Here is a 25252-nt window from a genome sequence, read left to right on the forward strand (position 1 = left end):
TCGCGAGCAGGCTCGCTCCCACAATTTGGAATGCATTCCAATGTGGGAGCGAGCCTGCTCGCGAAGGGGCCAGTCCATTCAACCTATAAGCCGCTTCTGGAAAAAATGCCGCTTATGCCCCAGCGGATAATCAACAATCTCGCCGCACTCGGTATACCCGACCTTCTTGTAAAACTCCGGCGCCTGAAACGAAAAGGTGTCGAGCCAGATCCCCACGCAATCCTTCTCTCGCGCAAAATCTTCAGCCATCTGCATCAATTTCGAACCGATGCCCTGACCGCGCCCCTCAATCGGCACGGCCAACAATTCGATAAACAACCAGCGATAAAACGTGTGGCCATACAGGCCGCCGAGCACAGCGTCGTGCTCGTCGCGCACCAACAGCGCGATCGGTTCCCACGCCGATGGGCCGGCCTGGGAGACGTTATGTGCGCGCAGTGGCGCCAGAATCGCCGCGCGGTGTTCTTCCGTGGGTGTTTGCGTTAACTCGATGCGCAAGTTCATGCAGGACTTCCTTGTAGGATAATTCGCCAGCGTATCCTGCCCGGTGGTCTGCTTCCAAGTCCCTGCGCAAAACCGGTGGAACCGTCGCTCGCGCGTCGCGGTCTAGCTTTTACAGCGTCATTCCAGCACGCGGTTGATGAGGACACGCCATGAATATTTTTGAAGCCCTTCGTGAAAGCCATGACCGCCAGCGCACTTACGCGAAAAGCCTGATCAAAACCAGCGGTGACACCCCGGAGCGGGTTGAGGCTTACAAACTGCTCAAAGATGAACTGCAAGCCCACGAAACCGCCGAAGAACGTCACTTCTACATTCCGTTGATGGAGTGCGATGCCGGTGTCGACCTCAGTCGTCACGCGATTTCCGAGCACCATGAAATGGACGAGATGATGGAAGAGCTCGACGAGACCGAGATGTCGAGCCCGGCGTGGTTGGCGACGGCGAAGAAGTTGTCGGAGAAGGTGCATCACCACCTGGAGGAAGAAGAGCAGAAGTTCTTCCAGATGGCCGGCAAATTGCTCAATGAGAAGCAGAAGGTGCAGCTCGCCGGGCAATATGAAAAAGAGTATCAGGAGCAGGTCGAGGCTAAGTAGATCAAAAGATCGCAGCCTTCGGCAGCTCCTACAGGAGATCGAATTGCAAATGCAGGAGCTGCCGCGGGCTGCAATCTTTTGACGTTAAAGCTCCCTCCAGCGTCAGCAAATGCTCCTTGGCCTCCAGCCCGCCCGCAAACCCGGTGAGTTTCCCCGACGCACCGATCACCCGATGGCACGGCGCCACAATCGAAATCGGATTACGCCCATTCGCTGCGCCCACTGCCCGCACCGCTGAAGGATTGCCGATCTGCGCGGCAATCTGGCTGTAGCTGCGCGTCTCGCCAAACGGAATCGTCAGCAACGCCGCCCACACCTGTTTCTGAAAATCAGTGCCGACAAAATCCAGCTCCAGATCGAAGCGATCGCGGGTGCCGGAAAAATATTCCTCCAGCTGCCGAGCGGTTTTTATCAGGATCGGATTGTCTGGTGCTGCGCTCATCGGCCCGAGGCGCACGCGGTTCGGTTTGTCGTTTTCCCAGAGGATGGCCGCCAGTCGTGAACCGTTCGCGACCAGCTTCAACTCGCCGACGGGCGAGGGCAGGGTGATGAAGGTAAAAGCCATGCAGGCCAGCTCCGGTTCAGGGCATCAATGGCGCTCAGCATACTGCCTGCGCGGGGAGGCGCAATGCGCAATCGCGACCATACTGCTTGTTGCTCTTGAAGCGTTCGCCTCTGTTTTGCACAGACCCTAAAAACAAAAAAGAGATCGACTCATGAAGTACGAACCTTTGGCCAAATCGCTGATAGCGACCTCATTGGCACTCAGCTGTCTGATGGCTCACGCGGCCTCGGTCGCACCGGTCGCTGCCGAAAACGGCATGGTGGTCACCGCGCAGCATCTGGCGACCCACGTCGGCGTCGATGTGTTGAAAAGCGGCGGCAACGCGGTGGATGCCGCCGTCGCGGTGGGTTATGCGCTGGCGGTGGTTTACCCCGCAGCCGGCAACCTCGGCGGTGGCGGTTTCATGACCATTCAACTGGCCGACGGACGCAAGACCTTCCTCGATTTCCGCGAAAAAGCGCCGTTGGCCGCGACCGCCAATATGTACCTGGACAAGGAAGGCAACGTCATTCCTGATCTGAGCACGCGCGGCCACTTGGCGGTCGGCGTACCGGGCACCGTGTCCGGCATGGAACTGGCGCTGAGCAAGTACGGCACCAAACCGCGCAAAGACATGATCGCCCCGGCCATCAAACTGGCTGAAGACGGTTTCGAACTGGAGCAGGGCGACGTCGAGCTGCTGGAATACGCCACCGATGTGTTCAAAAAGGACATTCGCGATTCCGGCTCGATCTTCCTGCACAACGGCGAGCCGATGCAGGTCGGGCAGAAACTGGTGCAGAAGGATCTGGCTAAAACCCTGCGCACCATTTCCGAGAAAGGCGCCGACGGCTTCTATAAAGGTTGGGTCGCCGATGCGATCGTGACGTCGAGTCAGGCCAACAAGGGCATCATCACCCAGGCCGACCTCGACAAATACAAGACCCGCGAATTGGCGCCGGTCGAGTGTGATTACCGTGGCTACCACGTGGTTTCCGCGCCACCGCCAAGCTCCGGCGGTGTGGTGATCTGCCAGATCATGAATATTCTTGAAGGCTATCCGATGAAGGATCTGGGCTTCCATTCGGCCCAGGGCATGCACTATCAGATCGAAGCGATGCGCCACGCGTACGTGGATCGCAACAGCTATCTGGGTGATCCGGATTTCGTCAAAAACCCGATCGAACATCTGCTCGACAAGAACTACGCAACGAAACTGCGCGACGCGATTCAACCGCAAAAGGCTGGCGTCTCGGCCGAGCTGAAACCGGGTACCGCACCGCATGAAGGCAGCAACACCACGCACTATTCGATCGTCGACAAGTGGGGTAACGCGGTTTCGGTCACTTACACCCTCAACGACTGGTTCGGCGCGGGCGTGATGGCGAGCAAGACCGGGGTGATCCTCAACGATGAAATGGACGACTTCACCTCCAAGGTCGGCGTGCCGAACATGTACGGTCTGGTGCAGGGCGAAGCCAACGCGATCGCGCCGGGCAAGGCACCGCTGTCGTCGATGAGCCCGACCATCGTCACCAAGGACGGCAAAGTGGTGATGGTGGTGGGCACGCCGGGCGGTAGCCGGATCATCACCGCGACCTTGCTGACCATGCTCAACGTCATCGACTACGGCATGGGCCTGCAGGAAGCAGTCGATGCGCCGCGCTTCCACCAGCAGTGGATGCCGGAGGAAACCAACCTCGAAGACTTCGCGGCGAGTCCCGACACGAAGAAGATTCTCGAGAGCTGGGGCCACAAGTTTGCCGGCCCGCAGGATGCCAACCATATCGCCGCGATTCTGGTCGGCGCACCGTCGCTGGGCGGTAAACCGGTTGGCAAAAACCGCTTCTACGGTGCCAACGATCCACGGCGTAATACCGGGTTGTCATTGGGTTACTAAGGCGCGTAAAAACGGGGCGGGCTCACTTCCGCCCCTGTTTCAAGGACTGATCAAGGAAGGCTCATCATGACCACCGCATTGCTGATCATCGACGTCCAGCAAGCTCTCTGCTCGGGCGAGTATGAGTGCCATGACATTCACCGGGTGATCGACACCATCAACGGCCTCAGCCGCCGAGCGCGCACGGCCGGCGTGCCGGTGGTGCTGATTCAGCATGAAGAAAAGGACAGTCCGTTGGCTCATGGCGCGGAGGGCTGGCAACTGGCCGAAGGGCTGGAAACATCGAGCGAGGATTTACGCGTGCGCAAGACCACGCCCGATTCGTTCTATCAGACTGATTTACGCAAACTGCTGCCGAGCGAGGATTTCGAACGCTTGGTCATTTGCGGGTTGCAAACCGACTATTGCATCAACGCGACCGTGCGCCAGGCCCATCAACTGGGCTACGACGTAGTGCTCGCCGCCGACGCACACTCCACCGTCGACAACGGCCCGATGAGCGCCGACGACATCATCGCCGAACACAACAAAGACCTCGCGCATTTGACCGGCTCCGTTGCCCGCATCGACGTGAAACCCGCCGCAACCATTACGTTTTGAAAACACCACACCCCCTGTAGGAGCTGCCGGGGGCTGCGATCTGTTGATCTTGAAAATCATGATCAAAGATCGCAGCCTCGTTTCACTCGACAGCTCCTACAGGGGTTGTGTTTGCAGATGTACTGCGGTCATTCTGCGGTTCAAGTCGCAAACAACACCCCACGAATCTCCCCAACCCTTGGCGGCACAACCCCCTCCAGCACCAACCGCGTAATCGTCTCCGCCGCCCGTTCGTAATCCTCATCCAGCGGCTCTTCGCGTTCCATGATTCGGCCCATCTGCCAGCCAATGTTGGTGTACGTGCGCGTCGCCGACCAGATGAACAGCATCAAATGCTCCGGATCCACCGGTGCCAGCAAACCGCGCTCGATCCAGCTGCGCAAACACTCGACATTCCGTCGCGCTTCAGCGTGCAGCAGGTCGCGGCACTCGTCTGGCAACTGCCGCCCGCCGAGCAACAACTCTCCACTGAAAACCTTGGCAATCGCCGGATGCTCGCGGGCAATACGAATCCGCGCAGCGACGTAGGCGCGCAAACCCACCAGCGGATCATCGCTTTCACGCAGCACCGCCGACGCCTCCAGCAACGGTTCGACAAACCCCAGCAAGACTTTCGAGTAGAGGTTTTCCTTGGTCTGGAAGTAGTAATACAGGTTCGCCTTGGGCACGCCAGCGCGGGCGGCGATGTCGCGGGTCTGGGTGGCGTCGAAGCCGTTGGCGGCGAATTCTTCACTGGCAGCGTTGAGGATCAACTGCTCGTTGCGTACGCGGATGGCGCTCATGGAAAAACAGTCTGAATAAACAACATGGAAAGATTCTGGCAATTTCGGTTTCGCAATATACAAAACTATATAGCGGTGAAGCCAGCTTACTCGACAGACAGCGCTATGCTGCTTCGATCATTGAATAAACGAGGAAGGGGTCATGACGATTAAGGCATTGCACGCCGATACCGCACAGCTGGACGCGGTGGCGCAGTTATTCGACGCTTATCGGGGTTTCTACGAGCAACCGTCGAATCTGGCACAGTCGCGCGCCTTCATCGCTGAACGCATGGCGGCGGGTGAGTCGGCGATTTTTCTGGCGCAGGACGAGCACGGTGAAGCGCTGGGATTTGTGCAGTTGTACCCGACGTTTTCCTCCATCGACGCCCACCGCACGTGGCTGCTCAGCGATCTGTTCACCACGCCAGCCGCCCGGGGTCGCGGCGTTGGCCGATTGCTGATGAACACCGCCCGGGCGTTTGCGCTGGAAACCGGCGCGAAGGGGTTGGTGCTGGAAACCGCCACCGACAACTACACCGCGCAGGGTTTGTACGAGTCGTTGGGGTATGTGCGCGATACGGGTTACTACACCTATATGCTCGACTTGCGTGAAAGTTGAGAAATTATTTCTGAAAAATCCCGAATTGAGGCTTTCCCCGAGCAACAGGTCTCTCTAGAATCCGCTCGGCCTCCTTGATGGAGGCTCATTGCCATCATTTGGCGGTGTTTACTTAGGGACGGATATCATGCAATTCGGGAAAATTCTGGCCTTGGGCCTGGTGCTCACACTGGGCGGTTGTGCCAGTTTCACCAAAGACGAAGTGGCGCCGGTGAAACTGCCATCGATGGCCAACTACGCCAACAAGCCAAACGTCTACGTGGATTTCGACTTCTATCAGGGCGAGCCGAAAAGCGCTTCCGCCGTTGAAGTGCCGCAGGCGCGCGATCACCTCAAGCCGCAGTTGCAGAAAATCCTCAGCGATTCCGGTCTGTTCGGTCGTGTCACGCTGGACGAGTTCCAGAAGCAGCCGGGCGATTACAATCTGCGTTTGAAGGTGTACAACCATCCGCCTAACGGTGGGCAAATGGTGCTGGCGTTCATCAGTGGGTTCAGCATGACCATCATTCCGGCTTATGCTACCGATCAGTACAGCATGAGCCTGGAAAATCTCGATCCGCAAGGTCAACCCCTGACCGCCGCGAGCAACCACGATGCGATTGGCACCTGGTTGGGGATCTGGTTCATCCCGTTGATGGCGAATACGCCGGCAGACGCGATGAGTGACACGTTCACCCGTCAGGTCAACGCGCTGCTCAAGCAGATGGTCGAAAGCAACAGCCTGAAATACTCCGCACTCGAAACCCGCATTCCACGGGCGTGAGGCGAAAAAAAAAGAGCCGCGATTGCGGCTCTTTTTTTGTCTGTTACTTCAGCGCTTGAATGAACTGTGGATCGCTGTACAGATCCTTCAGCAGATCACGCAACATCGGGTTGTAAGCATTGACCGCGTTCGGGATCGCGATGAAACCAAAGAAGCTGCTGCTCCATTGGCTGCTGACAGCCTTGGTCGCGTCGTAGACCACGTCATTGCCGTTAAGCAGCGTGAAGCGCGCGGCCAGTTTGCCGTTACCCGTGCCCATGCCGGCGGACATTTCGTTTTTTACCACCAATACTTTCAACTGACGCTGGGCTTGCGGATCAAGCAGACCGGCCTTGCGCAGCTCTTCAATGATGGCATCCTGGATGTGTGCCGGGATGCTGCCCGACGGCGAGCGAATCGGGTTGGCGCGTACCGACAACGAACCCTCACCGGATTCGGCGGTTACCTGAGGATTGCTGATCGCATGCAGCGGCGGCGTTTGCTTGAGCTTCTGCACGTTCTCGTAGCTCGGCTCGTAGCGGGTCATGGTCATGCCACAACCTTGTAGCAACAACGCCAACAGCGGGATCAACAACAGCGACTTCTTCACGGCAGTTCCTTGCGTGGGAATGTAGGGATGCGGATTATGGGCAGAGTGCCATCATCGAGCAACCGTGTTCGTTGCTGCTGCGAGCAATCGTTCGATCTGCGCCAATTCCCAAGTACTGAGCAAACTCACCGGATCAGTGCCGTAACGCTGCCAACCCTCGAGCGCGCCTTCGCGCCCATCGGTATCGCGCGCGTACTCACAGTGATGCAACCGGCCGCCGTCAAAATCCAGCAACAAGCGCCAGCCTTCGATATCGACGGCAACCAGCCCGGACGCGGAGGGCGCCTCGCCTACTTTAAAGGCGAGCACCTCCAGCGCCGCGTCACGCAAACGCTGACAAACTTCGCGAGCGGTTAAAAATGCAGACATGTTCGAACTCGATGAGGACTGAGCGCGCCAGCATAAAGCGCAGGTCGATAACTGTCAGCGATCACTGGCCGCTGCGGGGACAATTCCGTAACATCCGCAACCCACTTTTCCCCGAACACCTGCGGTCACCGACGTTGGCCGCTCAGTCAGGTAAGCCATGAAACCGATTCGTCTGCGCGCCGATGTCCTGGCCGGACTCACCACCTCGTTTGCCCTGTTGCCCGAATGCATCGCCTTCGCGCTGGTGGCACACCTCAATCCGCTGATGGGCCTGTACGGTGCTTTTATCATCTGCACGCTGACCGCTTTGTTCGGCGGTCGGCCGGGTATGGTCTCCGGGGCGGCGGGTTCGATGGCGGTGGTGATTGTTGCGCTGGTGGTGCAACACGGCGTGCAATACCTGCTGGCGACCGTGCTGCTCGGCGGTTTGATCATGATGGCGTTCGGTTTGCTACGCTTGGGCAAACTGGTGCGCATGGTGCCGCACCCGGTGATGCTCGGCTTCGTTAACGGTCTGGCGATCATCATTGCCCTGGCGCAACTGGAGCATTTCAAGAACGGTGAGGAATGGCTCAGCGGCACGCCGTTGTACCTGATGGCGGGGCTGGTGGCGCTGACCATGGCGATCGTTTACATCCTGCCGCGCCTGACCAAAGCGGTGCCGCCGGCGCTGGTGGCGATTCTCGGCGTCGGCCTGCTGGTCTATCTGTTCGGCCTGCCGACCCGCACCCTCGGCGACATGGCGCACATCGCCGGTGGTCTGCCGACTTTCGCTCTGCCGGACATCCCGTGGACTCTCGAAACCCTGCGCATCATCGCCCCCTACGCGATTCTGATGGCGCTGGTCGGGCTGCTGGAAACCCTGCTGACGCTGAACCTCACCGACGAAATCACCGAAACCCGTGGCTACCCGGATCGTGAATGCGTGGCGTTGGGCGCGGCGAATATGGTCTCGGGCGCATTCGGCGGCATGGGCGGTTGCGCGATGATCGGCCAGACCGTGATCAACCTCAGCTCCGGCGGGCGCGGACGTTTGTCCGGTGTGGTCGCGGGCGTGCTGATTTTGTTGTTCATTCTGTTTCTGTCGCCGCTGATCGAGCGGATTCCACTGGCGGCGTTGGTCGGCGTGATGTTCGTGGTCTCGCAACAGACCTTCGCCTGGGCGTCGTTGCGCGTCATCAACAAAGTCCCGCTCAACGATGTGATGGTGATCATCGCCGTGACCACCATCACCGTGTTCACCGATCTGGCCACCGCTGTGCTGTGCGGCATCATCATCGCTGCGCTGAATTTCGCCTGGCAGCAGGCCCGCGAGTTGTACGCCGATGAGCACTTGGAGGCCGACGGCAGCAAACTCTATCGCCTGCACGGCACACTGTTCTTTGCCTCGACCACGCCGTTCCTCAACCAGTTCGACCCGGCGACCGATCCGCAAAAAGTCACCCTCGACTGCCGGCATCTGAGCTTTGTTGATTACTCGGCGATTGCCGCGCTGAAAACCTTGCGTGAGCGTTACGCCAAAGCGGGTAAGGATCTGCAGGTGTTCCACCTGTCCGAGCGCTGCAAAAAACTGCTCAAGCGCGCCGGCGTCGATCATGACTGACACACGGCGCTACACGACTTTGTGATGAATGTGGACTTGTGGCGAGGGGATTTATCCCCGATGGATTGCGAAGCGATCCCTCTTTTAACTAGAAAACAGGGGCCTGCTGCGCAGTCCAACGGGGCGGTGCGACGTTTCGCTAAATCCCCTCACCACAGGTCTTGCATTGGTCTTTGATCAGGCGTCGATGGCCGGGAAGTCGATCTCGGTCAGCGCCACGTTGTTCAGGTAGTTGGTCAGGGTCTGCACCGCGACCACGGCAATCACTTCGATGATCTTGCTGTCGTCAATCCCGGCGGCGCGAGCGGCGGCGATCTGCTCGTCACTCAAGTGGCCACGGCTTTCCGTCAATTGATAGGCGAGGGCGGCGTAGGCGTTCAGTTCACCTTGGCGCGCCGCGACGATGTCCTCGGCCGACAACCCGACCTTGCTGCCGAAAAAGGTGTGCGCCGCCAGGCAGTAATCGCAGCCGTTAACCTGCGAGGTCGCCAGGTACACCGCTTCTTTTTCCTTGGCGCTAAGCGACGATTTGCCCAGTGTCGCCGATGCCTGCACGTAGGTGTCGAGCGCGACCGGCGCCTTGGCCAGTGTGGCGAACAGGTTCGGCAGGAAACCGATTTTCTTCTTCACACCTTCCAGCACGGGGCGGGTGGCGTCGGTGGCGGTTTCGAGGCTGATGGCGTTGATGCGGCTCATGGTGATTCTCCGAAAGTCCGGCGCGAACTGCGTCGGCGATGGAATGAATGTTAGTGAGCGCAACTGGTGCTTTGGCGGCAAATCGTCGACGATATGCGGCAGATCGTCCAGATTCGCCCGCAGGAGTCGCCCAATGGATCGCCTTTCTACTCTGCTCAGCCACTTCGGTGTGAATGCCGGCACCTTTCACAGCGGCGCGTTTTGCGGCATCAGCGTGCATGAGGGCGAGCCGTGCGGGCATGTGCATCTGTTGCAGGCGGGCGAGTTACGGCTCAGGCCGGGTAACGAACGCGAGCTCAGGCTGAGTGAACCTTCGCTTATTTTCTTTCCGCGACCGTTTCCCCATCGAATATCTGCCGACGAGTCCATGGGCACCCGCGTGGTCTGCGCCACGCTGACGTTCGACGGCGGTTCGGGAAATGCACTCGCCACTGCGTTGCCGGATTATCTGGTGCTGAAACTCAGCGACATTCCCGAACTGGGCAGCACGCTGGAATGGTTGTTCAAGGAAGCCTTCGAAGAACATTGCGGACGGGTTGCGGTGATGGATCGGCTGTTTGAACTGCTGGTGATTCTGCTATTGCGCCACCTCATCAGCAGTCGCGATCAACAACCGGGGATGATGGCCGGGCTGGCCGATCCGCGTTTGTCGCGCGCGTTGATCCAGATGCACGAGCAGCCGCATAAACCGTGGAGCGTGGCCGAGCTGGCCAGCGTCGCCAACCTCTCGCGCGCCAGTTTTGCCGAGCAGTTTCGCCGCGTGGTCGGGCAGACGCCGGCTGATTATCTGCTGAGCTGGCGGGTCAGCCTGGCGCAGAAACGTTTGCGCGAGGGCAAGCCAATTGCGCTGATCGCCGCAGAGGTCGGTTACGAAAGCCCTTCGGCGCTGGCTCGCGCGTTTCGCCGCAAGACCGGGCTCAGCCCGCGCGAGTGGAAGGCTGGCGCTTAGGGATTATTTGGCGAACTTCTTCGCCCCGGCGACACACAGAATGACGCCCAACGTCACCGCGAGCATGCCGACGCTGACGTGTTCGTGCAGCAACGTCGCCGCCAGCGCCAAACCAAAAAACGGCTGCAACAACTGCAACTGACCCACCGCCGCAATCCCGCCCTGCGCCAAGCCGCGATACCAGAACACAAAACCGATCAACATGCTGAACAGCGACACATAGCCCAGACACAGCCATGCCGACAGGCTGATGGTGCTGAACGAGGCGGGCGCCAGCCACAGACTGAGCACCGCCATCAGTGGCAACGACAACACCAGCGCCCAACAAATCACCTGCCAGCCGCCGAGGCTGCGCGACAATTTCGCCCCTTCGGCGTAGCCCAGACCGCAGGCGACGATGGCGGCCAGCATCAGCAAGTCGCCGGTTGGCGAAGCGGTCAGGCCTTGAGAGATCGCAAACCCCACCACCAGCGCACTGCCGAGTACCGAGAAAACCCAGAACACCGGACGCGGCCGTTCACCACCGCGCAACACGCCGAAAATCGCTGTCGCCAGTGGCAGCAATCCTACAAAGACAATCGAATGCGCTGACGTCACGTGTTGCAAAGCCAACGCAGTCAGCAGCGGAAATCCGAGCACCACGCCCATTGCCACAATGAATAACGACAGCCACTGATCGCGTATGGGGCGCCGTTCGCGAAACAGCCACAGCAGTGCCACGGCCAATACCCCAGCGATGGCGGCACGCAATACCGTGAGAAACACCGGATCGAACTCCAGCACCGCCAATCGCGTGGCGGGCAGTGAGCCGCTGAAAATCACCACGCCAATAAAGCCGTTGATCCAGCCGCTGGTTTTTTCCAGTGCCGGGTTTGTCAGATTCGAGGTTCGTTCCATGCTAGGTCGCGCTCAAAAGTGGGGTTGCGTCATTTGAATCCTATGGCTGAGAATCAGGACAATCAAAGAATTGTCATGGATACAGCCGACATGCCGCGCTCCCGATACAAGACACTGGTTGATACCTACGCCGATGACATTCGCTCGGGTCGCCTGTCGCCGGGCACGCGCCTGCCGACGCACCGGCAACTGGCGGCGAGCGAAGGGCTGGCGCTGGTCACCGCATCACGGGTTTATGCCGAACTGGAGGCGATGGGCCTGGTCAGTGGCGAGGCCGGGCGCGGCACGTTTGTGCGGGAAACCTCGTTGCTACCGGGGCAGGGCATCGATCAGAAGGACGTCGCGGTCGGCATGATCGACCTCAATTTCAACTACCCGTCGTTGCCCGGTCAGGCGGATCTGTTGCGCACGGCGCTGCGGCAGTTGGCATTGTCGGGCGATCTCGAAGCGTTGCTGCGTTATCAGCCGCACGCCGGTCGCGCTCATGAGCGCGCGTCGGTCGCGCAACATCTGCTAAGCCGTGGCGTGCAGGTCGAGACCGAGCAAGTGCTGATCGTCAACGGTGCACAGCAAGGGCTGGCGGTGACGCTGATGGCGTTGCTCAAACCGGGTGATGTGATTGCCGCTGACGCGTTGACCTATTCCGGGTTCAAAGTGCTGGCCGAAGCGCTGCATCTGGAAGTGGTGGCGATCCCGCTGACCGCGCACGGCCCGGATTTGCAGGCACTGGACAAGCTTTGTCGGCAGCGCTCGGTACGCGCGGTGTACAGCATGCCGACGTTGCACAATCCGCTGGGTTGGGTAATGCCGATTGATCAACGTGAACAACTGGTGGCGATCGCCCGACGGCATGATCTGACAATCCTCGAGGATGCGGCCTACGCCTTTCTGGTGGAAAACCCACCGCGCCCGCTGATTGATCTGGCGCCGGAGCGCACTGTGTACGTGTCGGGACTGTCGAAAAACATCGCCACCGGTTTGCGCGTCGGATTTATCGCCGCGCCCGTGGGGATGGTGCCGGCGCTGGAACGCGTCATTCGCGCCACGACCTGGAACACTCCGGGGGTGATGACTGCGATTGCCTGCGGCTGGCTCGACGATGGCACCGTCATTGAGCTTGAGGAACAGAAGCGCAATGACGCCAAAGCACGGCAAACCTTGGCCGCGGAATTGCTCAAAGGGCTGTCGTGGATCGGCCATCCGTCTTCGTACTTTTTATGGCTGCCACTGCCGGAAGATGTGCGCGCCGATCAGATCGTCGTGGAACTGCAGCAGCAACAGATCTCCGTCACCACGGCCGAACCGTTTGCCGTGTCCGCCCATGTGCCGCATGCGATTCGGCTGGCGCTGGGCTCGGTGGACATGGCCGTTTTGCGTCAGGCATTGATCACCGTCAGAAAGATCATCGGCGCTTACCTGTAAAAAACTGCCGTGCACAAAATGTTAGGCTTGCCGCAATTGTGTAGCGCCTGTTTCTGGATCGTTCGATGAAAACCACTGCCTTACTGTCCCTGGCCTTGAGCCTTATCGCCACCTGTTCAACTGCCCAAGCCGCCGGCGACCCTGAAGCGGGGGCAAAAATCTTCCCGCGTTTGTGTGGTGGTTGCCATCAGGTCGGTGAGTCGGCCCGCCCCGGTTTCGGCCCGGAACTCAACGGCATCGTCGGTCGGCCTGCCGGTACTTCAGCCAATTACGTCTATTCCGACGCAATGAAAAACTCCGGCGTGACCTGGGATGCCGACACGTTGAGGGCGTATCTCAAAGACCCGAAAGGCGTGGTGCCAGGCACGCGGATGATTTTCTGGGGCCTGAGCGATGAAGAGAAACTCGACAACCTGCTCGCCTACCTGCAGACCTTCTCGGAACACCCGTAGGAGCTGCCGAAGGCTGCGATCTTTTGATCTGGTTTTTTAAGGGCAAGATCAAAAGATCGCAGCCTTCGGCAGCTCCTACGGGGATTGGGGGTTGAGGGTTTGTTTGGTGAACCATTGCATCACCGATGCACACGCCGGGTGCGTCGCCGCTGACGGCTGCAAGCACAGCGAATAAATGCCGCCGGTTTTCAGCGGTGGGCCGAACGGCACCACCAACACGCCGCGCTCCAGCGACTCCGCCGCCAGCGTCATGTCCGTGACCGCCACGCCCAACCCGCGCGCCGCCGCATCCAGTGCCAACTCATCAAGGTTGAACGGGATGTGCCGGTAATCCTCCAGCGGTTTTCCATTATTCGCCGCCAGCCATTCGAACCACGCCTGACGATCAGCCGAGCGATGCAGCAAGGCAAAACGCTGCAACTCGTCCACTGATCGCGGTGCGCCCGGCAGATTGGGCGCGCACACCGGCACCAGCGTTTCTTCAAACAGCGTCAGATACGCCGGGTCGCTGGTCGCTTGAGGCAGATACAGAATGTACGCGTCGCTGTCGCTGGCCGGCTCAACCACTTCGGTGGCGACCGTCTCAATCGCCAAGGAAACCTCGGGATGGCTGCGGTAAAAGTCGCTGAGTTTGGGCAGCAGCCAGCGCACCGCCAGTGACACGTGCATGCGGATGCGGAATGGCCGCTCCTGTGGGGCGAGGCGCTCTTCGAGATTTTTCAGTTGTTCGAGAATACTGCGCGCGCTGGCCAGCACCTGTTCGCCTTCTGCGGTCAGGCGCAGGCTGCGGCTGGTACGGATAAACAGCGCAACATTGAAGTGGCCCTCCAATTGCTGGATCTGCCGACTGACCGCGCTTTGGGTCAGGCACAGCTTCTGCGCCGCCAGAGTGAAGCTGCCGCAATCGGCGACTTCGACCAGTGCCTGCATGGCTTGAAGGGACGGTACGTGGCGAATTTTATCCATGCGATTTCAGAATGGCTCGATGATTTTATAACGTTGGTCGGTCTGACGAAGACCTTATAGATTCTAGCTCTGGCGGAGATCTTCTCAAGGTGTCCATGCGATTCACGCATGCACTTTACACAGAGGCAAGCCGTTGAACGACAGTCCTATGAGGTGATGCATGGAAAACATATGCGGCTGGATCGCGCAGGCAGGCCACTCGCCGGAGCGCGGTCGCCTGAGCGGCGCGCAGAAGGCCGATTGGCTGGTGATTGGCGCCGGCATTACCGGCCTCAGTGCCGCACACACGCTCGCCGACATGCACCCGCAGGCGCGCATCGTCGTGGTCGACCGGCAGCGCGCGGCGCAAGGCGCGTCGGCGCGTAACTCGGGGTTTGTCGTTGCTCACGAACACCCGGCGCACAGCGAATTGATCGGCACCGCCGGATTTGCCGGGTTTGAAACCGACACGATGATTTCTCGGGCGGCCAGCGAAGAAGTCCGCCAACGCATCAGTCAACACGGGATCGAATGCGACTTTCGCGACAGCGGTTATTACTTTGCGGTCAATGACGCGGCCAAGCTTGATCATGTCGAGGCCAAACTGGCGACGTTGCGCGCGCTCGGTGCCCGGGCCGAGTTTCTGCAAGGTGAACCGTTGGCGCAGAAACTTGGCACCCGTCACTACGCCGCCGCTATCTGGTGTGGCCACGGCAATGCGCTGCTGCAACCGGCCAAGTATGTGAAAGGTTTGCTCAACGCACTGCCGGGCAACATCACCGTGTATGAGGACACCGACATCGCCAGTGTCGAGCGTCTGAGTCAGGGCGGGCTGCGCGCCAACGCGGCTAACGGCAGCGTTGAAGCGAAGAAAGTGCTGGTGTGCCTGAACGCGTTTATTCCTCGGGTCGGCATCAACGACAGCGGCACATTCCCCATGGAACTCAGCGCCAGCCTGACGCGGCCGCTGACCGATCACGAGTTTCAGGCGATTGGCGCGGTCGAGCCGTGGGGCGTGCTCTCGACCCGGCCACTCGGCGCCACCGTGCGCCTGACCCCGGATCGCCGCGTGATGATCCGCAACACCGCCGAATACCGCACGCGCGACCTGTCCAACGGCGCACTCGCGCAACGTCGCCAGCATCATGTACTTGGATTGCAGCGGCGTTTTCCCTTCCTCGACGAGCGCGACATTCAATTCACCTGGACCGGCCACTTGAGCGCTACCCGCAGCGGTCAGGCGTATTTCGACCGGGTGGAAGAGGGCGTATACGCCGTGGCGGGCTGCAATGGTTCCGGCGTTGCGCGCGGAACCTTGTGGGGCCGACTGCTGGCAGAACTGGCCTCGGGCGTTGACTCGCCACTGTTGCAATCGGTGATGCAGCGCGCCGAACCCGGCTGGTTGCCGCCGCGGCCTTTCTTCGACATCGGTGCCATGCTTCGCATGCGCGTGGAGGCGGTCAGGGCCAGAACAGAAATCTGAAAATCCGCGTACCGCACAAGAACAAAAGCCACTTCCTTTCAGGTGATAGAACATGCGCATCAATACGCTCACCCTGGCGATCGCCCTCGCTGCAACGTCGGCGGCCGCTTGTGCCGACGAAACCGTCAATATTTCCAACTGGAACAGCTACATCGCCCCGGACACGCTGGCCAATTTCACCCAGACCAGCGGCATCAAGACCACTTACGACATCCACGACAGCAACGAAGTGCTGGAGTCGAAGTTGATGACCGGCAACACCGGTTATGACGTGGTCAACCCGTCGAACCACTTTCTCTCGCGACTGATCAAGGCCGGGGCGATCCAGAAACTCGACAAGTCGCAACTGCCGAACTGGAAAAACCTCGACCCGGTGTTGATGAAGAAACTCGAAGTCAACGATCCGGGTAATCAGTACGGCTACCCGTACATGTGGGGCACGGCCGGCATCGGCTACAACGTCGAAAAAATCAAAGCGATCTTCGGCAATACCGATATCACTCGCTCGTGGAAGATGTTTTTCGACGAAGAGAACATCAAGAAGCTGAGCCAGTGCGGTGTGGCGATCATCGACAACCCGACACAGGTGCTGCCAATCACCCTCAACTACCTCGGCTTGCCGCCGCACAGCCACGAAGCGGCCGACTACAAACAAGCCGAGCAGGCCTTGCTGAAAATCCGCCCGTACATCCAGTATTTCCACGCCTCGAAATACATCAGCGACCTGGCCAACGGCAACGTCTGCGCGGTGATCGGTTTCAACGGTGACATTGTTCAAGCGGCGGCGAGCGCCAAGGAAGCCAAAAACGGCATCGACATCGCCTATTCGATCCCGACCGAAGGCACGACATTGTGGTTCGACATGATGGTCATGCCGAAAAGCGCGCCGCATGAAAAGAACGGCTACGCCTACATGAACTACCTGCTCGAACCGAAGGTGATTGCCAATATCAGCAACAGCATCCATTACGCCAATCCGAATGCGGCGGCCAATGAGTTTCTCAATCAGGACGTGATCGGCGATCCGGCGATTTATCCGCCAAAAGAAGTGATGGACAAATTGTTCACCGTCGAAGAACTGCCGGCAGCGATTGCGCGGCTGACGACGCGGTTGTGGACGAAGTTGAAGACCAATACCTGACCCCCCGCGACAACGGTGACACTGGTGGGATGGGCGATTTTGGGTTATTGCTGACAGCGCGGCATGTCGCCGAAACCAAGGAGCTTTCCATGAAATCTTTGTTGCTGGCAGCACCTTTGTTGCTCATCGCATCAGTGGCCCACGCGGGCATTCCGATGCTCAATGCCACTTGCCCGGGCAAGATCGAAGTTCACGCGGATGAAGGCGGGCCGATCTACATCAATGGCAAGGAAGCCAAATTGAAGAAATTCAACGACAACTATTTCGAGGCCAAAGGCGCGGGCGTGACCATTTCGCTGAGCATCAATCCCGATGGTTCACCGGGGGTGTCGTACACCGGGAAGAACAAGGCCAACGGGATCTGCGAAGTGAAGCAGGGCTGATCAGGCGATCTGGTTACGCCCGGCGGCTTTTGCCCGGTACAGCTGTTGGTCAGCGCGTTTGATCAGCAGGGTCTGGATGTTGTCAGCGGGATCCGCCAGGCCGATGCCGATGCTGACGGTCATGTTGCCGACATGAGGGAAATGCGCGTTGGCGATGGCTGTGCGGATTTTCTCGGCGACCACTTCAGGGGTATCCGGTTGCGCGACTTCCGGCAACAACACTGCAAACTCTTCACCACCGTAGCGCGCCACGAAATCGGTGCTGCGGGTGCTCTCGCGAATCAGTTGCGCCAGTTGCACCAGCACGTCATCGCCGATGGCGTGGCCGTAGGTGTCGTTGATCCGTTTGAAATGATCGGCGTCGATCAGCAGCAAGGCAAACGGGCGGCCGGTACGGCGGAACAGCAGGTTGTACTCGGTAAGCTTTTCGTCGAAGCGACGACGGTTGAAAACGCCGGTCAGGGAATCGTGGGTCGCCAGACTGAGCAATTCGGCGTTGGCTTGGGTGAGGGCCGCCGTGCGCTGCGCGACGGTGGCTTCCAGCGAGGCATTGGCCTCCTGCAACTGACGTTCTTTGCCGAGCAGTGATTGCGTCATCGCATCGATCGACTGGCCGAGTTGGGCAATTTCCTGCACTGGATGTTGCAGCGGGAAGTGTGCGCCGGGCTGATTGTTCTGTACGCGTTTGGCCGAGCGAGCGAGTTGTTCAATCGGGCGGCTGAGGTACAGCGCCAGGTAGTACGCCACCAAGCCACAACCGATTGCCGCGAACACGCCCAACAGCAACAGTTTGTAGAGCAGCAGACGCGCCGGTTGCAGGGCAGTGTCCAGCGGTTGGCGCACAGCAATCGACCACGACAATGCAGTGCTCGACGGTGTCGGCACGGTCACGCGACTGGTCAGATAACCATCGCCGACCGTCCAGCCCGGCGAGTTCGGATCGTTGGCCGCGACCTGTTGGCCCATTAACGCCTCCGGGTACAGCACTTTACCGTCATGATCGATGATCAGCGCTTCGAGATCCGGCGCCGAATCCTTGTGCGACACCGCCGCCGATTCGACAATCCGCGTCACCCAGCTCCAGTGTGCGTGAGCCCCCAGCACACCAATCACTTGGCCCTCGGCGTTGTGAATCGGCGCGGCGAAGTCAATGAAGCGCAACGGTTCGCCATTCGGCAATCCCGGCAGCAATTTGGCGAGTAACACGGCTTCGTGCGGATCACCGGTGTACTCATTGCGCAGACCAGCCTGGAACCACGGGCGTTGTTGCACCGATTGACCGACCAGCAAACCGTTTACGGCCTGATGCACGAGGCCCTCGGCATCGGCCACGCCCATCCACGCGTATTCGGCACGGGCCTGGGTGCGCAACTGCATCGACTTGAGAATCGCCGGGTTGTCCAGATCGCCGCGCTCCAGATGCGGCGCTCGACTGAGCAAATAAACCTCAAGTTGCCGCTCGCGCAACTGTTCGCCGAGCAATGCCGCCGCCGAGCGCGCGGTGCTCAGCAGCGCATTGCCACTGGCCTGTTTCATCTGCTCGGTGGCGATATGACCGACGTAGAAACCCACGCTCAGCAGCGTCAGCAGGGATAAACCGGCAAACCAAAGAGTGAGATGGCTACGCAGACTGGCTTTGAGCATGGGCGAGCGGATTCTGTTTTGAAGTTGTGGCCGGATGGTATGCGCAATGATCGACCGACCGCCAGTCGTCACTTGCGCCAGGATTTGTCAGACCCGTCGCTGACCCTCGTAGGAGCTGCCGCAGGTTGCGATCTTTTGACTTTATTACCTCGCCGCCCGCACACACAATTCACCGGTGCTCCGCATCAACGCCAACTCGTGCAGCGCATCCTGCGCCAACCCCTTGCGCGCTTCCGCCAGCCAGCTCGAACAATTCGGATCCCGACGGTAAGGCGCGAAATCAGCGTACTGCTGCAACAATCGGCTCTGCAGCTCATCCAGTCGCGGCCGAATCTGCTTGCCCAGATCCGGGCGTGCAGTGTCCGGCGCCACACCCGCCGCTTGCCATTGTGCGAGCAAACCGTACTGCACCAGTTTATTGGCCTCCACTTGCGCAGCAATCAATTGCGCCACGTCTTCAGCATCAAGTTTGCGCTCGGCGGCCAGCGTGCGCGCATTGGCAATCACCTGCGCTTCACGCGCGCTGTCCTGAATCGGCTTGCCGCTGTCCCACTTGGTCAGCGCTACCAGATCGCCGATGTTCAGGCGCTCGTTCAATGTCATCAACAACGGCTTCAAGGCTTCGGGAGCAGCACTGGGCGTGGCGGCGCAAGCGCTGCCGGCGAGGAGAGCGAGGAGGGCGCTGGTCAGCAGATTTGTAACGTGCGGCATGAGCAAAATCTCAATCACGAACAATGGGTGGAGTGTTGTTTACCACAGACTCCGGCATCGCTTCAGGGCGAAATTAAACACGAAGCTTAAATGTTAATTGCGCCCCGCTGACAACTCATCGAAGCTATCCTCCTTAAGCCTTCCTGCCGTCGAGATGGACCTCCTGCCCCATGCAAACCCCAGCCGTCACCAAACCCCTCTGGCAAACGTATTTGTTGTTCCTCGCCCCGATGGTGTTGTCGAATTTTCTGCAGTCGATGTCGGGCACGGTGAACAGCATTTACATCGGCCAGATGCTCGGCACTCAGGCGCTGGCGGCGGTGTCGGGGATGTTTCCGATCATCTTCTTCTTTATCGCGCTGGTCATCGGCCTTGGCGCGGGCGCGGGCGTGTTGATCGGTCAGGCGTGGGGCGCGCGCGAGCCGCACATGGTTAAAGCCATCGCCGGCGCAACGTTGTTGCTGGGTGTGCTGATTGGTTTGATCGCGGCGGTGCTCGGCAGTGTGTTCGCGCGGCAGGCGTTGACCGGATTGGGCACGCCGGCGGATGTGCTGGACGACGCGGTGGCCTACGCGCACGTGATGATGTGGATTCTGCCGTCGATGCTGGTGTTTGTGCTGTTCACCCAGTTGCTACGTGGGGTGAGTGACACGTTGTCGCCGCTGCTGGCGCTGATCGTCTCGACCAGTGTGGGCCTGGCGCTGACCCCGGCGTTGATTCGCGGCTGGTTTGGCCTGCCGCAACTGGGCATTCAAAGTGCGGCGTACGCGGGCCTGGCCGGTAACCTCGCGGCGATGGCATGGCTGGCGTGGCGCTTGATCCGCAAGGGCCATCCGCTGGCGCCGGATCGAGAGTTTTTTGCAGCGCTGCGGCTTAACGGTGCAATCCTCGGCAAGGTGCTGCGTATCGGCCTGCCGACCGGCGTGCAGATGATTGTCCTGTCGTTGTCGGAACTGGTGATTCTGGCGCTGGTGAATCAGCACGGTTCGCAGGCAACGGCGGCGTATGGCGCGGTGACGCAGATCGTTAACTACGTGCAGTTTCCGGCGTTGTCGATTGCCATCACTGCGTCGATTCTGGGCGCACAGGCGATTGGTGCCGGGCGTCTGGAGCGCATGGCGCCGATTCTGCGCACAGGTTTGCTGATCAACGTGTGCCTGACCGGTGGACTGATTGTGCTGGGTTACCTGCTGTCGCACTGGTTGCTTGGCTTGTTCCTGACCGAAGACTCGACCCGGGCGATGGCCGAGCATCTGCTGCACATCATGCTCTGGAGCCTGTTGGTGTTCGGCTTCCAGGCGATCATCGGCGGGATCATGCGCGCCAGCGGCACAGTGCTGGTGCCGGTGATCATTGCGATTATTTGTGTGGTCGGCGTGCAGTTGCCGGCGGCGTACTGGCTTGATGGCCAGTACGGTTTGCAGGGTGTGTGGATGGCGTTTCCGGTGGCGTATCTGGGGATGCTGGTGTTGCAGACGCTGTATTACAAATTGGTGTGGAAGCATCAGAAGATCGAGCGGATGGTTTGAACTTCAAACCCTGATCCCGAAGTGGCGTAACTGTCGGTTGTTTGCTTTAGTCAATCGAGGCCCTCGACGGTAAGCGCTGCCCGGAGAATCTCATGTCGATCCGATTGCTGCTCGCTGCCGCGTTTTGCCTGTGCGCCGTGCCGATTGCCCAGGCGGTCGAATACAACCGGGTCAACACGACCGCCAGTCAGATCAGCTTCACCTATAACCAGATGGGCTCGCGGATGTACGGCACGTTCGGCAAGTTCGAGGCGACGCTGAGCTTCGATTCCGACAATCTCGCCAACGCCCGCACGACGCTGCACATCGACCTCACCAGCATCGATGCCGGCAGCGAAGACGCCAATACCGAACTTGTGAAACCGGCGTGGTTCGACACGGAAAAATTCCCCGTCGCGGTATTCGAATCGAGCCATTTCACGCAAGTGGCCGAAAACCGCTACCTGATCGCCGGCCAGCTCACCCTCAAAGGCATCACCCGCGACGTGCAGGTGCCGGTTGAATTGAAGCCGGAGAACGCCATCGGCATTTTTGACGGTGAGCTGCTGCTCAAGCGCGACGAGTTTGGGCTCGGCGCGGGGGAGTGGGCGGACACGGTGGTGTCGAAGGACATCGCGATCAAAATCAAAGTGGTGGCACCGCAGCAGTAATACCCCGATTTTCCCAATGTAGGAGCTGCCGAAGGCTGCGATCTTTTGATCCTGTTTTTAAAAGACAAGATCAAAAGATCGCAGCCTTCGGCAGCTCCTACAGGGGTTGGCGCAGGGACAAGGTATGATGTCGCGGTTTTCTGCCGGAGTTCAGCTGCCATGCCTCGCATCACCCACTACAAATCCCCATGCCCCGAAGGCGTCAACAGCCAGATTCTGCAAATGGTCGTCGACTACCTGACCGACATCAGCGCGGTTGGCCTGGGCCCGAGCAACCTGCTGTACAACGTGTATCAGTACGCGGTGGGCTACGAGGTGCATTTGTATCTGGAAGCGTTGAATGGCGACAAGGGCACCGAAGTCGAGTTGCTGGTGGCGACCGCCGATGAAGATCCGGAACAGGTGATCGGTTTCCTTTTGTACCTGCCGGTGCAGGGCGACTGGGAAGCGTGCAGCGTCGCCTACATGGCGGTGCGCGAAGGGCACCGGCGGCAAGGCGTGGCGCGGGCGATGATCGGCGAAATGCTCGGCCGTTATCCGCATGCGGAGCTGGGCTGCACCGTCGGCAAAGTCCCGTATTTCGATGCGCTTGGTTTTGAGGTGATCGGCTCGCGCGAGACCCAGGTACTGATGAGCACCCGGCATTACCGCAGCAACGGCTTGCGCGGTTTCATCGACACCACGCCGATTTACCGCTCACTGGAAGTGCAGCAGATTCACACGTATCTGCTACAGAAAAACAGCAAGCGCGCGATGCTCGATGCCGAGAAGCAGCGCGATCGCCATCTGGATCAAACCACTCGCCACACGGAAGAATTTGTCCGCCAGCGTTTGACTCTGCACTAGCTCCTGACAGCGGCGCGTTCGACCATTGCGATGATGGTTGCGTACAACTCGTTGATCGCGTCCTCGGCGCTGATTTCACCGTTGGCGGCAGCGTGCGACAGCGCTTCGGCGGCGCCGAGCATTGCACGTAGTCCGGCAGCAGTGATCGTCCCGCCATTGGCGTAAGGCGCCAGGTCGCGGCGGCACTTTTCGAGGAAGATCGCCTCGTACTCCCGCTTGATTTTCTCCAGTTCCGGGGTGCTCGCCAGCGCGGCGATGATCCCCGGAATTTCCGTTCCCTGAAACATCACACAATCGACATACGCCTTGGCAATCACTGAGGCGGTGCCGACGAGTGTCGGCTCGCATTCGGCGATCGCGGCGTCCATCACCACGGTCTGGCGTGCATCGAAATCGCGGTAAAGCGCCGCGAGTAACCCTGCGCGGGTGACGAAATGGTCGTAGACCACGGGTTTGGTCACGCCGGCCTTTTCGGCGAGATAGCCGAGGGTCAGCGCATCGGTGCCCTCGGCGCGGATGATCTGCCAGGCGACATCAAGCAACTGGCGCAGGCGATCCTCACGGGAAAGGCGTTTGCGCGGTTGCGCGGGGGAATTCTGTTTGGTCAGTTGATCAGTTGACATGGTTTATATACCAAAGGTAACTTAAGCTCCGTAACTTACCAAGAGTATATAAGCCTTGGTCAGCCTCACCAACCGGAGAATTGCCATGCACGCATTGATTGTTGTTGCTCATCACGATCCGCGCTCACTGACCCACAGCGTTGCCACACAAATTGCTGCCGGCCTGACCGAAGCCGATCCGGCCAACACCTTCGAGATCGCCGATCTCTACGCTGAAGGCTTCGAACCGCGTTTCGGCGCAGCGGATTTTGCCGTGCATCATCGCGAGGCCTCGCCGCCGGAGGATGTGCTGGCGGAACAGGCACGCATTGATCGCGCCGATGCGTTGGTGCTGGTTTACCCGGTGTATTGGTGGTCGATGCCGGCACTGCTCAAGGGCTGGATTGATCGGGTGTTCAGCAATGGCTGGGCGTTCGATTTTGCGGGTGACTTGAAGCATGTGAAGTTGCTGCAGCGTTTGCGCGTGCACCTTGTACAACTCGCCGGGGCAGACGAACGCACCTATGAACGCCACGGTTACGGTGCGGCGATGAAGGCGCAGATAGAACACGGGATTTTCGATTACAGCGGGGCGACGGTGCTGAGCTCGACGTTGCTGCCGGAGTCGGAGTTGCGCGAGCCGCAGTTGCAGCTGCAAGTGGCCCGGAAACTCGGTTATCAGATGTTCACATAACTCCTGTAGGAGCTGCCGAAGGCTGCGATCTTTTGATCTTGAAAAACAACATCAAAAGATCGCAGCCTTCGGCAGCTCCTACAGGGATTTGTGGGGTTATCGCGAGCCAGGCCAGCCTGCCTTTTCGAGGGCGGCGAGCAAGGTTTGTGCATCCAGCCCCTGAACCGAATGGCCATTGCCTTCAGTGCTCTCGCTGGCCAGCAAGGCATTGATGATCGCTTCCTCAACCGCCTCGGTGGCGGCCAGAAACAGCTCGCTGATGTGATCGTTATTGACCATCCGCAAGCCGTCACACGTCGGCGCACCTTTGCTTTCATAGGCCGCCGGCGGCACGTGATCATTACCCGTGGCGAAGGCGATAAAGATGTCGCCGCTTTGATCTTCATTGCCGCCACCGGTGCGCGCCAGACCGACGCTCGCCCGTTGCGCCAGGCGTGTGCACTGATGCGGCAACAACGGCGCATCGGTGGCCAGGCAAACCACGATCGAACCCATGCCAGGATGCGGCAATGCGGCGCGCAAAAACGGTGAATCCTTCTGTTCCATGTAGCGCCCGACCGGGTAGCCGTCAACCCGTAACTGGTTGCGAATGCCATAGTTGGCCTGGACGATCGCACCCACTGTCCAGCCGCCCTGCGCAGCGCTCAATCGCCGCGACGAAGTGCCGATGCCGCCCTTGAATTCATGGCAGATCATGCCGCTGCCACCGCCGACCGTGCCTTCCACAACCGGGCCGTCGACCGCGTTGTGCAGGGCTTCGGCGACATGTTCAGGTTTGACGTGGAAGCCGTTGATGTCATTGAGCAACCCGTCGTAAGTCTCCAGCACCACCGGCATGTTCCAGTAGAGACGGCCATCGTCCGGTTGCTGCTGACGATCCAGCACAATCAGCGCATCGCGCACCACGCCGAGGCTGTGGGTGTTGGTGAAAGCGATCGGACTGGTCAACAAGCCCGCCTCGCGAATCCACTCAAGACCGCTGGCGTCACCGTTGCCATTGAGCACATGCACGCCAGCGAAACACGGTTGCTGGTTGGTCGAACCCTGACGCGGTTCGATCAGGGTGACGCCGGTGCAAATGTCACGACCGGCCGTGCTTTTACCGCGCACGTTGCTGTGGCCGACACGCACACCGGGCACGTCGGTGATCGCATTGAGCGGGCCGGGCTGCATCTGGCCAATGCGGATGTTGAGGTCACGGGCACGAGGTTTCATTGATTTCTGTCTCTCCATAAAAATCTTACATGTGTCGCGATCTCTGTAGGAGCTGCCGCAGGCTGCGATCTTTTGATCTGCAAAAACAACGTCAAAAGATCGCAGCCTGCGGCAGCTCCTACAGGAAATGCGTTGGTCTTGCTGA

28 protein-coding genes are annotated in these 25252 nt (G+C 59.6%); 16 read left to right on the plus strand and 12 right to left on the minus strand.

Going from position 1 to position 25252, the window contains the following annotated elements; translation table 11 throughout:
* Positions 1–78 precede the first annotated feature (78 nt).
* Entirely contained in the window at positions 79–504 is a 426-nt protein-coding gene (locus tag ACP3TY_RS08700; RefSeq protein WP_212551472.1) for a GNAT family N-acetyltransferase, read from the minus strand.
* Positions 505–653: 149 nt separating this feature from the next.
* Here ACP3TY_RS08700 and ACP3TY_RS08705 point away from each other — a divergent pair, with 149 nt between their 5' ends.
* On the plus strand, positions 654–1097 hold the full coding sequence (locus ACP3TY_RS08705; protein ID WP_053121565.1) for a hemerythrin domain-containing protein: 444 nt from the start codon (positions 654–656) through the stop codon (positions 1095–1097).
* Between the two features lie 28 nt (positions 1098–1125).
* Here ACP3TY_RS08705 and ACP3TY_RS08710 read toward each other — a convergent pair whose 3' ends face one another.
* Positions 1126–1662 (minus strand): methylated-DNA--[protein]-cysteine S-methyltransferase, encoded by a 537-nt coding sequence (locus ACP3TY_RS08710; RefSeq protein ID WP_426619726.1) that lies wholly within the window; start codon positions 1660–1662, stop codon positions 1126–1128.
* Between the two features lie 151 nt (positions 1663–1813).
* Between ACP3TY_RS08710 and ggt the strand changes: the two genes are divergently transcribed.
* Together ggt and ACP3TY_RS08720 are read left to right on the plus strand one after the other, a co-directional pair.
* Entirely contained in the window at positions 1814–3541 is a 1728-nt protein-coding gene (ggt, locus tag ACP3TY_RS08715; protein ID WP_212551473.1) for a gamma-glutamyltransferase, read from the plus strand.
* A gap of 66 nt (positions 3542–3607) precedes the next feature.
* Entirely contained in the window at positions 3608–4141 is a 534-nt protein-coding gene (locus ACP3TY_RS08720; RefSeq protein ID WP_426619727.1) for a cysteine hydrolase family protein, read from the plus strand.
* Between the two features lie 140 nt (positions 4142–4281).
* Here ACP3TY_RS08720 and ACP3TY_RS08725 read toward each other — a convergent pair whose 3' ends face one another.
* Positions 4282–4923, minus strand: a complete 642-nt coding sequence (locus ACP3TY_RS08725; protein WP_212551475.1) for a TetR/AcrR family transcriptional regulator — start codon at positions 4921–4923, stop codon at positions 4282–4284.
* Between the two features lie 142 nt (positions 4924–5065).
* On the opposite strand from ACP3TY_RS08725, the gene ACP3TY_RS08730 reads away from it, so the two are divergent.
* Together ACP3TY_RS08730 and ACP3TY_RS08735 are read left to right on the plus strand one after the other, a co-directional pair.
* On the plus strand, positions 5066–5524 hold the full coding sequence (locus ACP3TY_RS08730; RefSeq protein WP_426619728.1) for an N-acetyltransferase family protein: 459 nt from the start codon (positions 5066–5068) through the stop codon (positions 5522–5524).
* A gap of 127 nt (positions 5525–5651) precedes the next feature.
* The gene (locus tag ACP3TY_RS08735) at positions 5652–6287 is read left to right on the plus strand and encodes a hypothetical protein (protein WP_159815207.1); all 636 of its coding nucleotides are present in this window, start codon (positions 5652–5654) and stop codon (positions 6285–6287) included.
* 43 nt (positions 6288–6330) lie between these two features.
* Here ACP3TY_RS08735 and ACP3TY_RS08740 read toward each other — a convergent pair whose 3' ends face one another.
* On the minus strand, positions 6331–6876 hold the full coding sequence (locus ACP3TY_RS08740; RefSeq protein ID WP_426619729.1) for a hypothetical protein: 546 nt from the start codon (positions 6874–6876) through the stop codon (positions 6331–6333).
* A 51-nt stretch (positions 6877–6927) separates the two neighbouring features.
* On the minus strand, positions 6928–7245 hold the full coding sequence (locus ACP3TY_RS08745; protein ID WP_426619730.1) for a DUF7693 family protein: 318 nt from the start codon (positions 7243–7245) through the stop codon (positions 6928–6930).
* Between the two features lie 157 nt (positions 7246–7402).
* Between ACP3TY_RS08745 and ACP3TY_RS08750 the strand changes: the two genes are divergently transcribed.
* On the plus strand, positions 7403–8848 hold the full coding sequence (locus ACP3TY_RS08750) for a SulP family inorganic anion transporter (RefSeq protein WP_426619731.1): 1446 nt from the start codon (positions 7403–7405) through the stop codon (positions 8846–8848).
* A 177-nt stretch (positions 8849–9025) separates the two neighbouring features.
* Here ACP3TY_RS08750 and ACP3TY_RS08755 read toward each other — a convergent pair whose 3' ends face one another.
* A complete protein-coding gene (locus tag ACP3TY_RS08755; RefSeq protein WP_426619732.1) occupies positions 9026–9544 on the minus strand; it encodes a carboxymuconolactone decarboxylase family protein in 519 nt (172 codons plus the stop codon).
* Positions 9545–9677: 133 nt separating this feature from the next.
* Between ACP3TY_RS08755 and ACP3TY_RS08760 the strand changes: the two genes are divergently transcribed.
* Positions 9678–10493, plus strand: a complete 816-nt coding sequence (locus ACP3TY_RS08760; RefSeq protein ID WP_426619733.1) for a cupin domain-containing protein — start codon at positions 9678–9680, stop codon at positions 10491–10493.
* Positions 10494–10496: 3 nt separating this feature from the next.
* Here the strand turns inward: ACP3TY_RS08760 and ACP3TY_RS08765 are convergent, their stop codons facing one another.
* Entirely contained in the window at positions 10497–11390 is an 894-nt protein-coding gene (locus ACP3TY_RS08765) for a DMT family transporter (protein ID WP_426619734.1), read from the minus strand.
* A 90-nt stretch (positions 11391–11480) separates the two neighbouring features.
* Here ACP3TY_RS08765 and ACP3TY_RS08770 point away from each other — a divergent pair, with 90 nt between their 5' ends.
* Together ACP3TY_RS08770 and ACP3TY_RS08775 are read left to right on the plus strand one after the other, a co-directional pair.
* The gene (locus tag ACP3TY_RS08770) at positions 11481–12812 is read left to right on the plus strand and encodes a PLP-dependent aminotransferase family protein (protein ID WP_426619735.1); all 1332 of its coding nucleotides are present in this window, start codon (positions 11481–11483) and stop codon (positions 12810–12812) included.
* 65 nt (positions 12813–12877) lie between these two features.
* Positions 12878–13264, plus strand: a complete 387-nt coding sequence (locus ACP3TY_RS08775; RefSeq protein WP_053121541.1) for a c-type cytochrome — start codon at positions 12878–12880, stop codon at positions 13262–13264.
* Positions 13265–13339: 75 nt separating this feature from the next.
* On the opposite strand, the gene ACP3TY_RS08780 is transcribed toward ACP3TY_RS08775, so the two are convergent.
* Positions 13340–14230, minus strand: coding sequence for a LysR family transcriptional regulator (locus tag ACP3TY_RS08780; protein ID WP_426619736.1), 891 nt, complete (start codon positions 14228–14230; stop codon positions 13340–13342).
* Between the two features lie 160 nt (positions 14231–14390).
* Between ACP3TY_RS08780 and ACP3TY_RS08785 the strand changes: the two genes are divergently transcribed.
* From ACP3TY_RS08785 to ACP3TY_RS08795, 3 genes are all read left to right on the plus strand, one after another.
* The gene (locus tag ACP3TY_RS08785; protein ID WP_426619737.1) at positions 14391–15692 is read left to right on the plus strand and encodes an NAD(P)/FAD-dependent oxidoreductase; all 1302 of its coding nucleotides are present in this window, start codon (positions 14391–14393) and stop codon (positions 15690–15692) included.
* A 52-nt stretch (positions 15693–15744) separates the two neighbouring features.
* A complete protein-coding gene (locus tag ACP3TY_RS08790; protein WP_426619738.1) occupies positions 15745–16833 on the plus strand; it encodes a polyamine ABC transporter substrate-binding protein in 1089 nt (362 codons plus the stop codon).
* Positions 16834–16922: 89 nt separating this feature from the next.
* Complete coding sequence (locus ACP3TY_RS08795) at positions 16923–17216, plus strand: hypothetical protein (protein WP_159815219.1); 294 nt, start codon at positions 16923–16925, stop codon at positions 17214–17216.
* On the opposite strand, the gene ACP3TY_RS08800 is transcribed toward ACP3TY_RS08795, so the two are convergent.
* Positions 17217–18860: a sensor domain-containing diguanylate cyclase gene (locus ACP3TY_RS08800; protein WP_426619739.1), complete on the minus strand. Its 1644-nt coding sequence runs from the start codon at positions 18858–18860 to the stop codon at positions 17217–17219.
* A gap of 144 nt (positions 18861–19004) precedes the next feature.
* The gene (locus ACP3TY_RS08805; protein WP_426619740.1) at positions 19005–19571 is read right to left on the minus strand and encodes a chorismate mutase; all 567 of its coding nucleotides are present in this window, start codon (positions 19569–19571) and stop codon (positions 19005–19007) included.
* A 170-nt stretch (positions 19572–19741) separates the two neighbouring features.
* On the opposite strand from ACP3TY_RS08805, the gene ACP3TY_RS08810 reads away from it, so the two are divergent.
* The 3 genes from ACP3TY_RS08810 to ACP3TY_RS08820 all read left to right on the plus strand — a co-directional run bounded on the left by ACP3TY_RS08810 (position 19742) and on the right by ACP3TY_RS08820 (position 22596).
* A complete protein-coding gene (locus ACP3TY_RS08810; protein WP_053121529.1) occupies positions 19742–21100 on the plus strand; it encodes an MATE family efflux transporter in 1359 nt (452 codons plus the stop codon).
* Positions 21101–21192: 92 nt separating this feature from the next.
* The gene (locus ACP3TY_RS08815; protein ID WP_426619741.1) at positions 21193–21750 is read left to right on the plus strand and encodes a YceI family protein; all 558 of its coding nucleotides are present in this window, start codon (positions 21193–21195) and stop codon (positions 21748–21750) included.
* A gap of 159 nt (positions 21751–21909) precedes the next feature.
* Positions 21910–22596: a GNAT family N-acetyltransferase gene (locus tag ACP3TY_RS08820; RefSeq protein ID WP_426619742.1), complete on the plus strand. Its 687-nt coding sequence runs from the start codon at positions 21910–21912 to the stop codon at positions 22594–22596.
* Here the strand turns inward: ACP3TY_RS08820 and ACP3TY_RS08825 are convergent.
* Positions 22593–23219, minus strand: coding sequence for a TetR/AcrR family transcriptional regulator (locus ACP3TY_RS08825; RefSeq protein WP_426619743.1), 627 nt, complete (start codon positions 23217–23219; stop codon positions 22593–22595). The two genes, ACP3TY_RS08820 and ACP3TY_RS08825, sit on opposite strands and share 4 nt — an antisense overlap.
* 85 nt (positions 23220–23304) lie before the next feature.
* Here ACP3TY_RS08825 and ACP3TY_RS08830 point away from each other — a divergent pair, with 85 nt between their 5' ends.
* Entirely contained in the window at positions 23305–23892 is a 588-nt protein-coding gene (locus tag ACP3TY_RS08830; protein ID WP_426619744.1) for an NAD(P)H-dependent oxidoreductase, read from the plus strand.
* Positions 23893–23988: 96 nt separating this feature from the next.
* Here ACP3TY_RS08830 and ACP3TY_RS08835 read toward each other — a convergent pair whose 3' ends face one another.
* Positions 23989–25107 (minus strand): P1 family peptidase, encoded by a 1119-nt coding sequence (locus ACP3TY_RS08835; RefSeq protein WP_426619745.1) that lies wholly within the window; start codon positions 25105–25107, stop codon positions 23989–23991.
* Positions 25108–25252: the final 145 nt, after the last annotated feature.

The sequence above is a fragment of the Pseudomonas rustica genome, assembly GCF_049959085.1.
In the GTDB taxonomy this organism is placed as follows: Bacteria; Pseudomonadota; Gammaproteobacteria; order Pseudomonadales; family Pseudomonadaceae; genus Aquipseudomonas; species Aquipseudomonas rustica.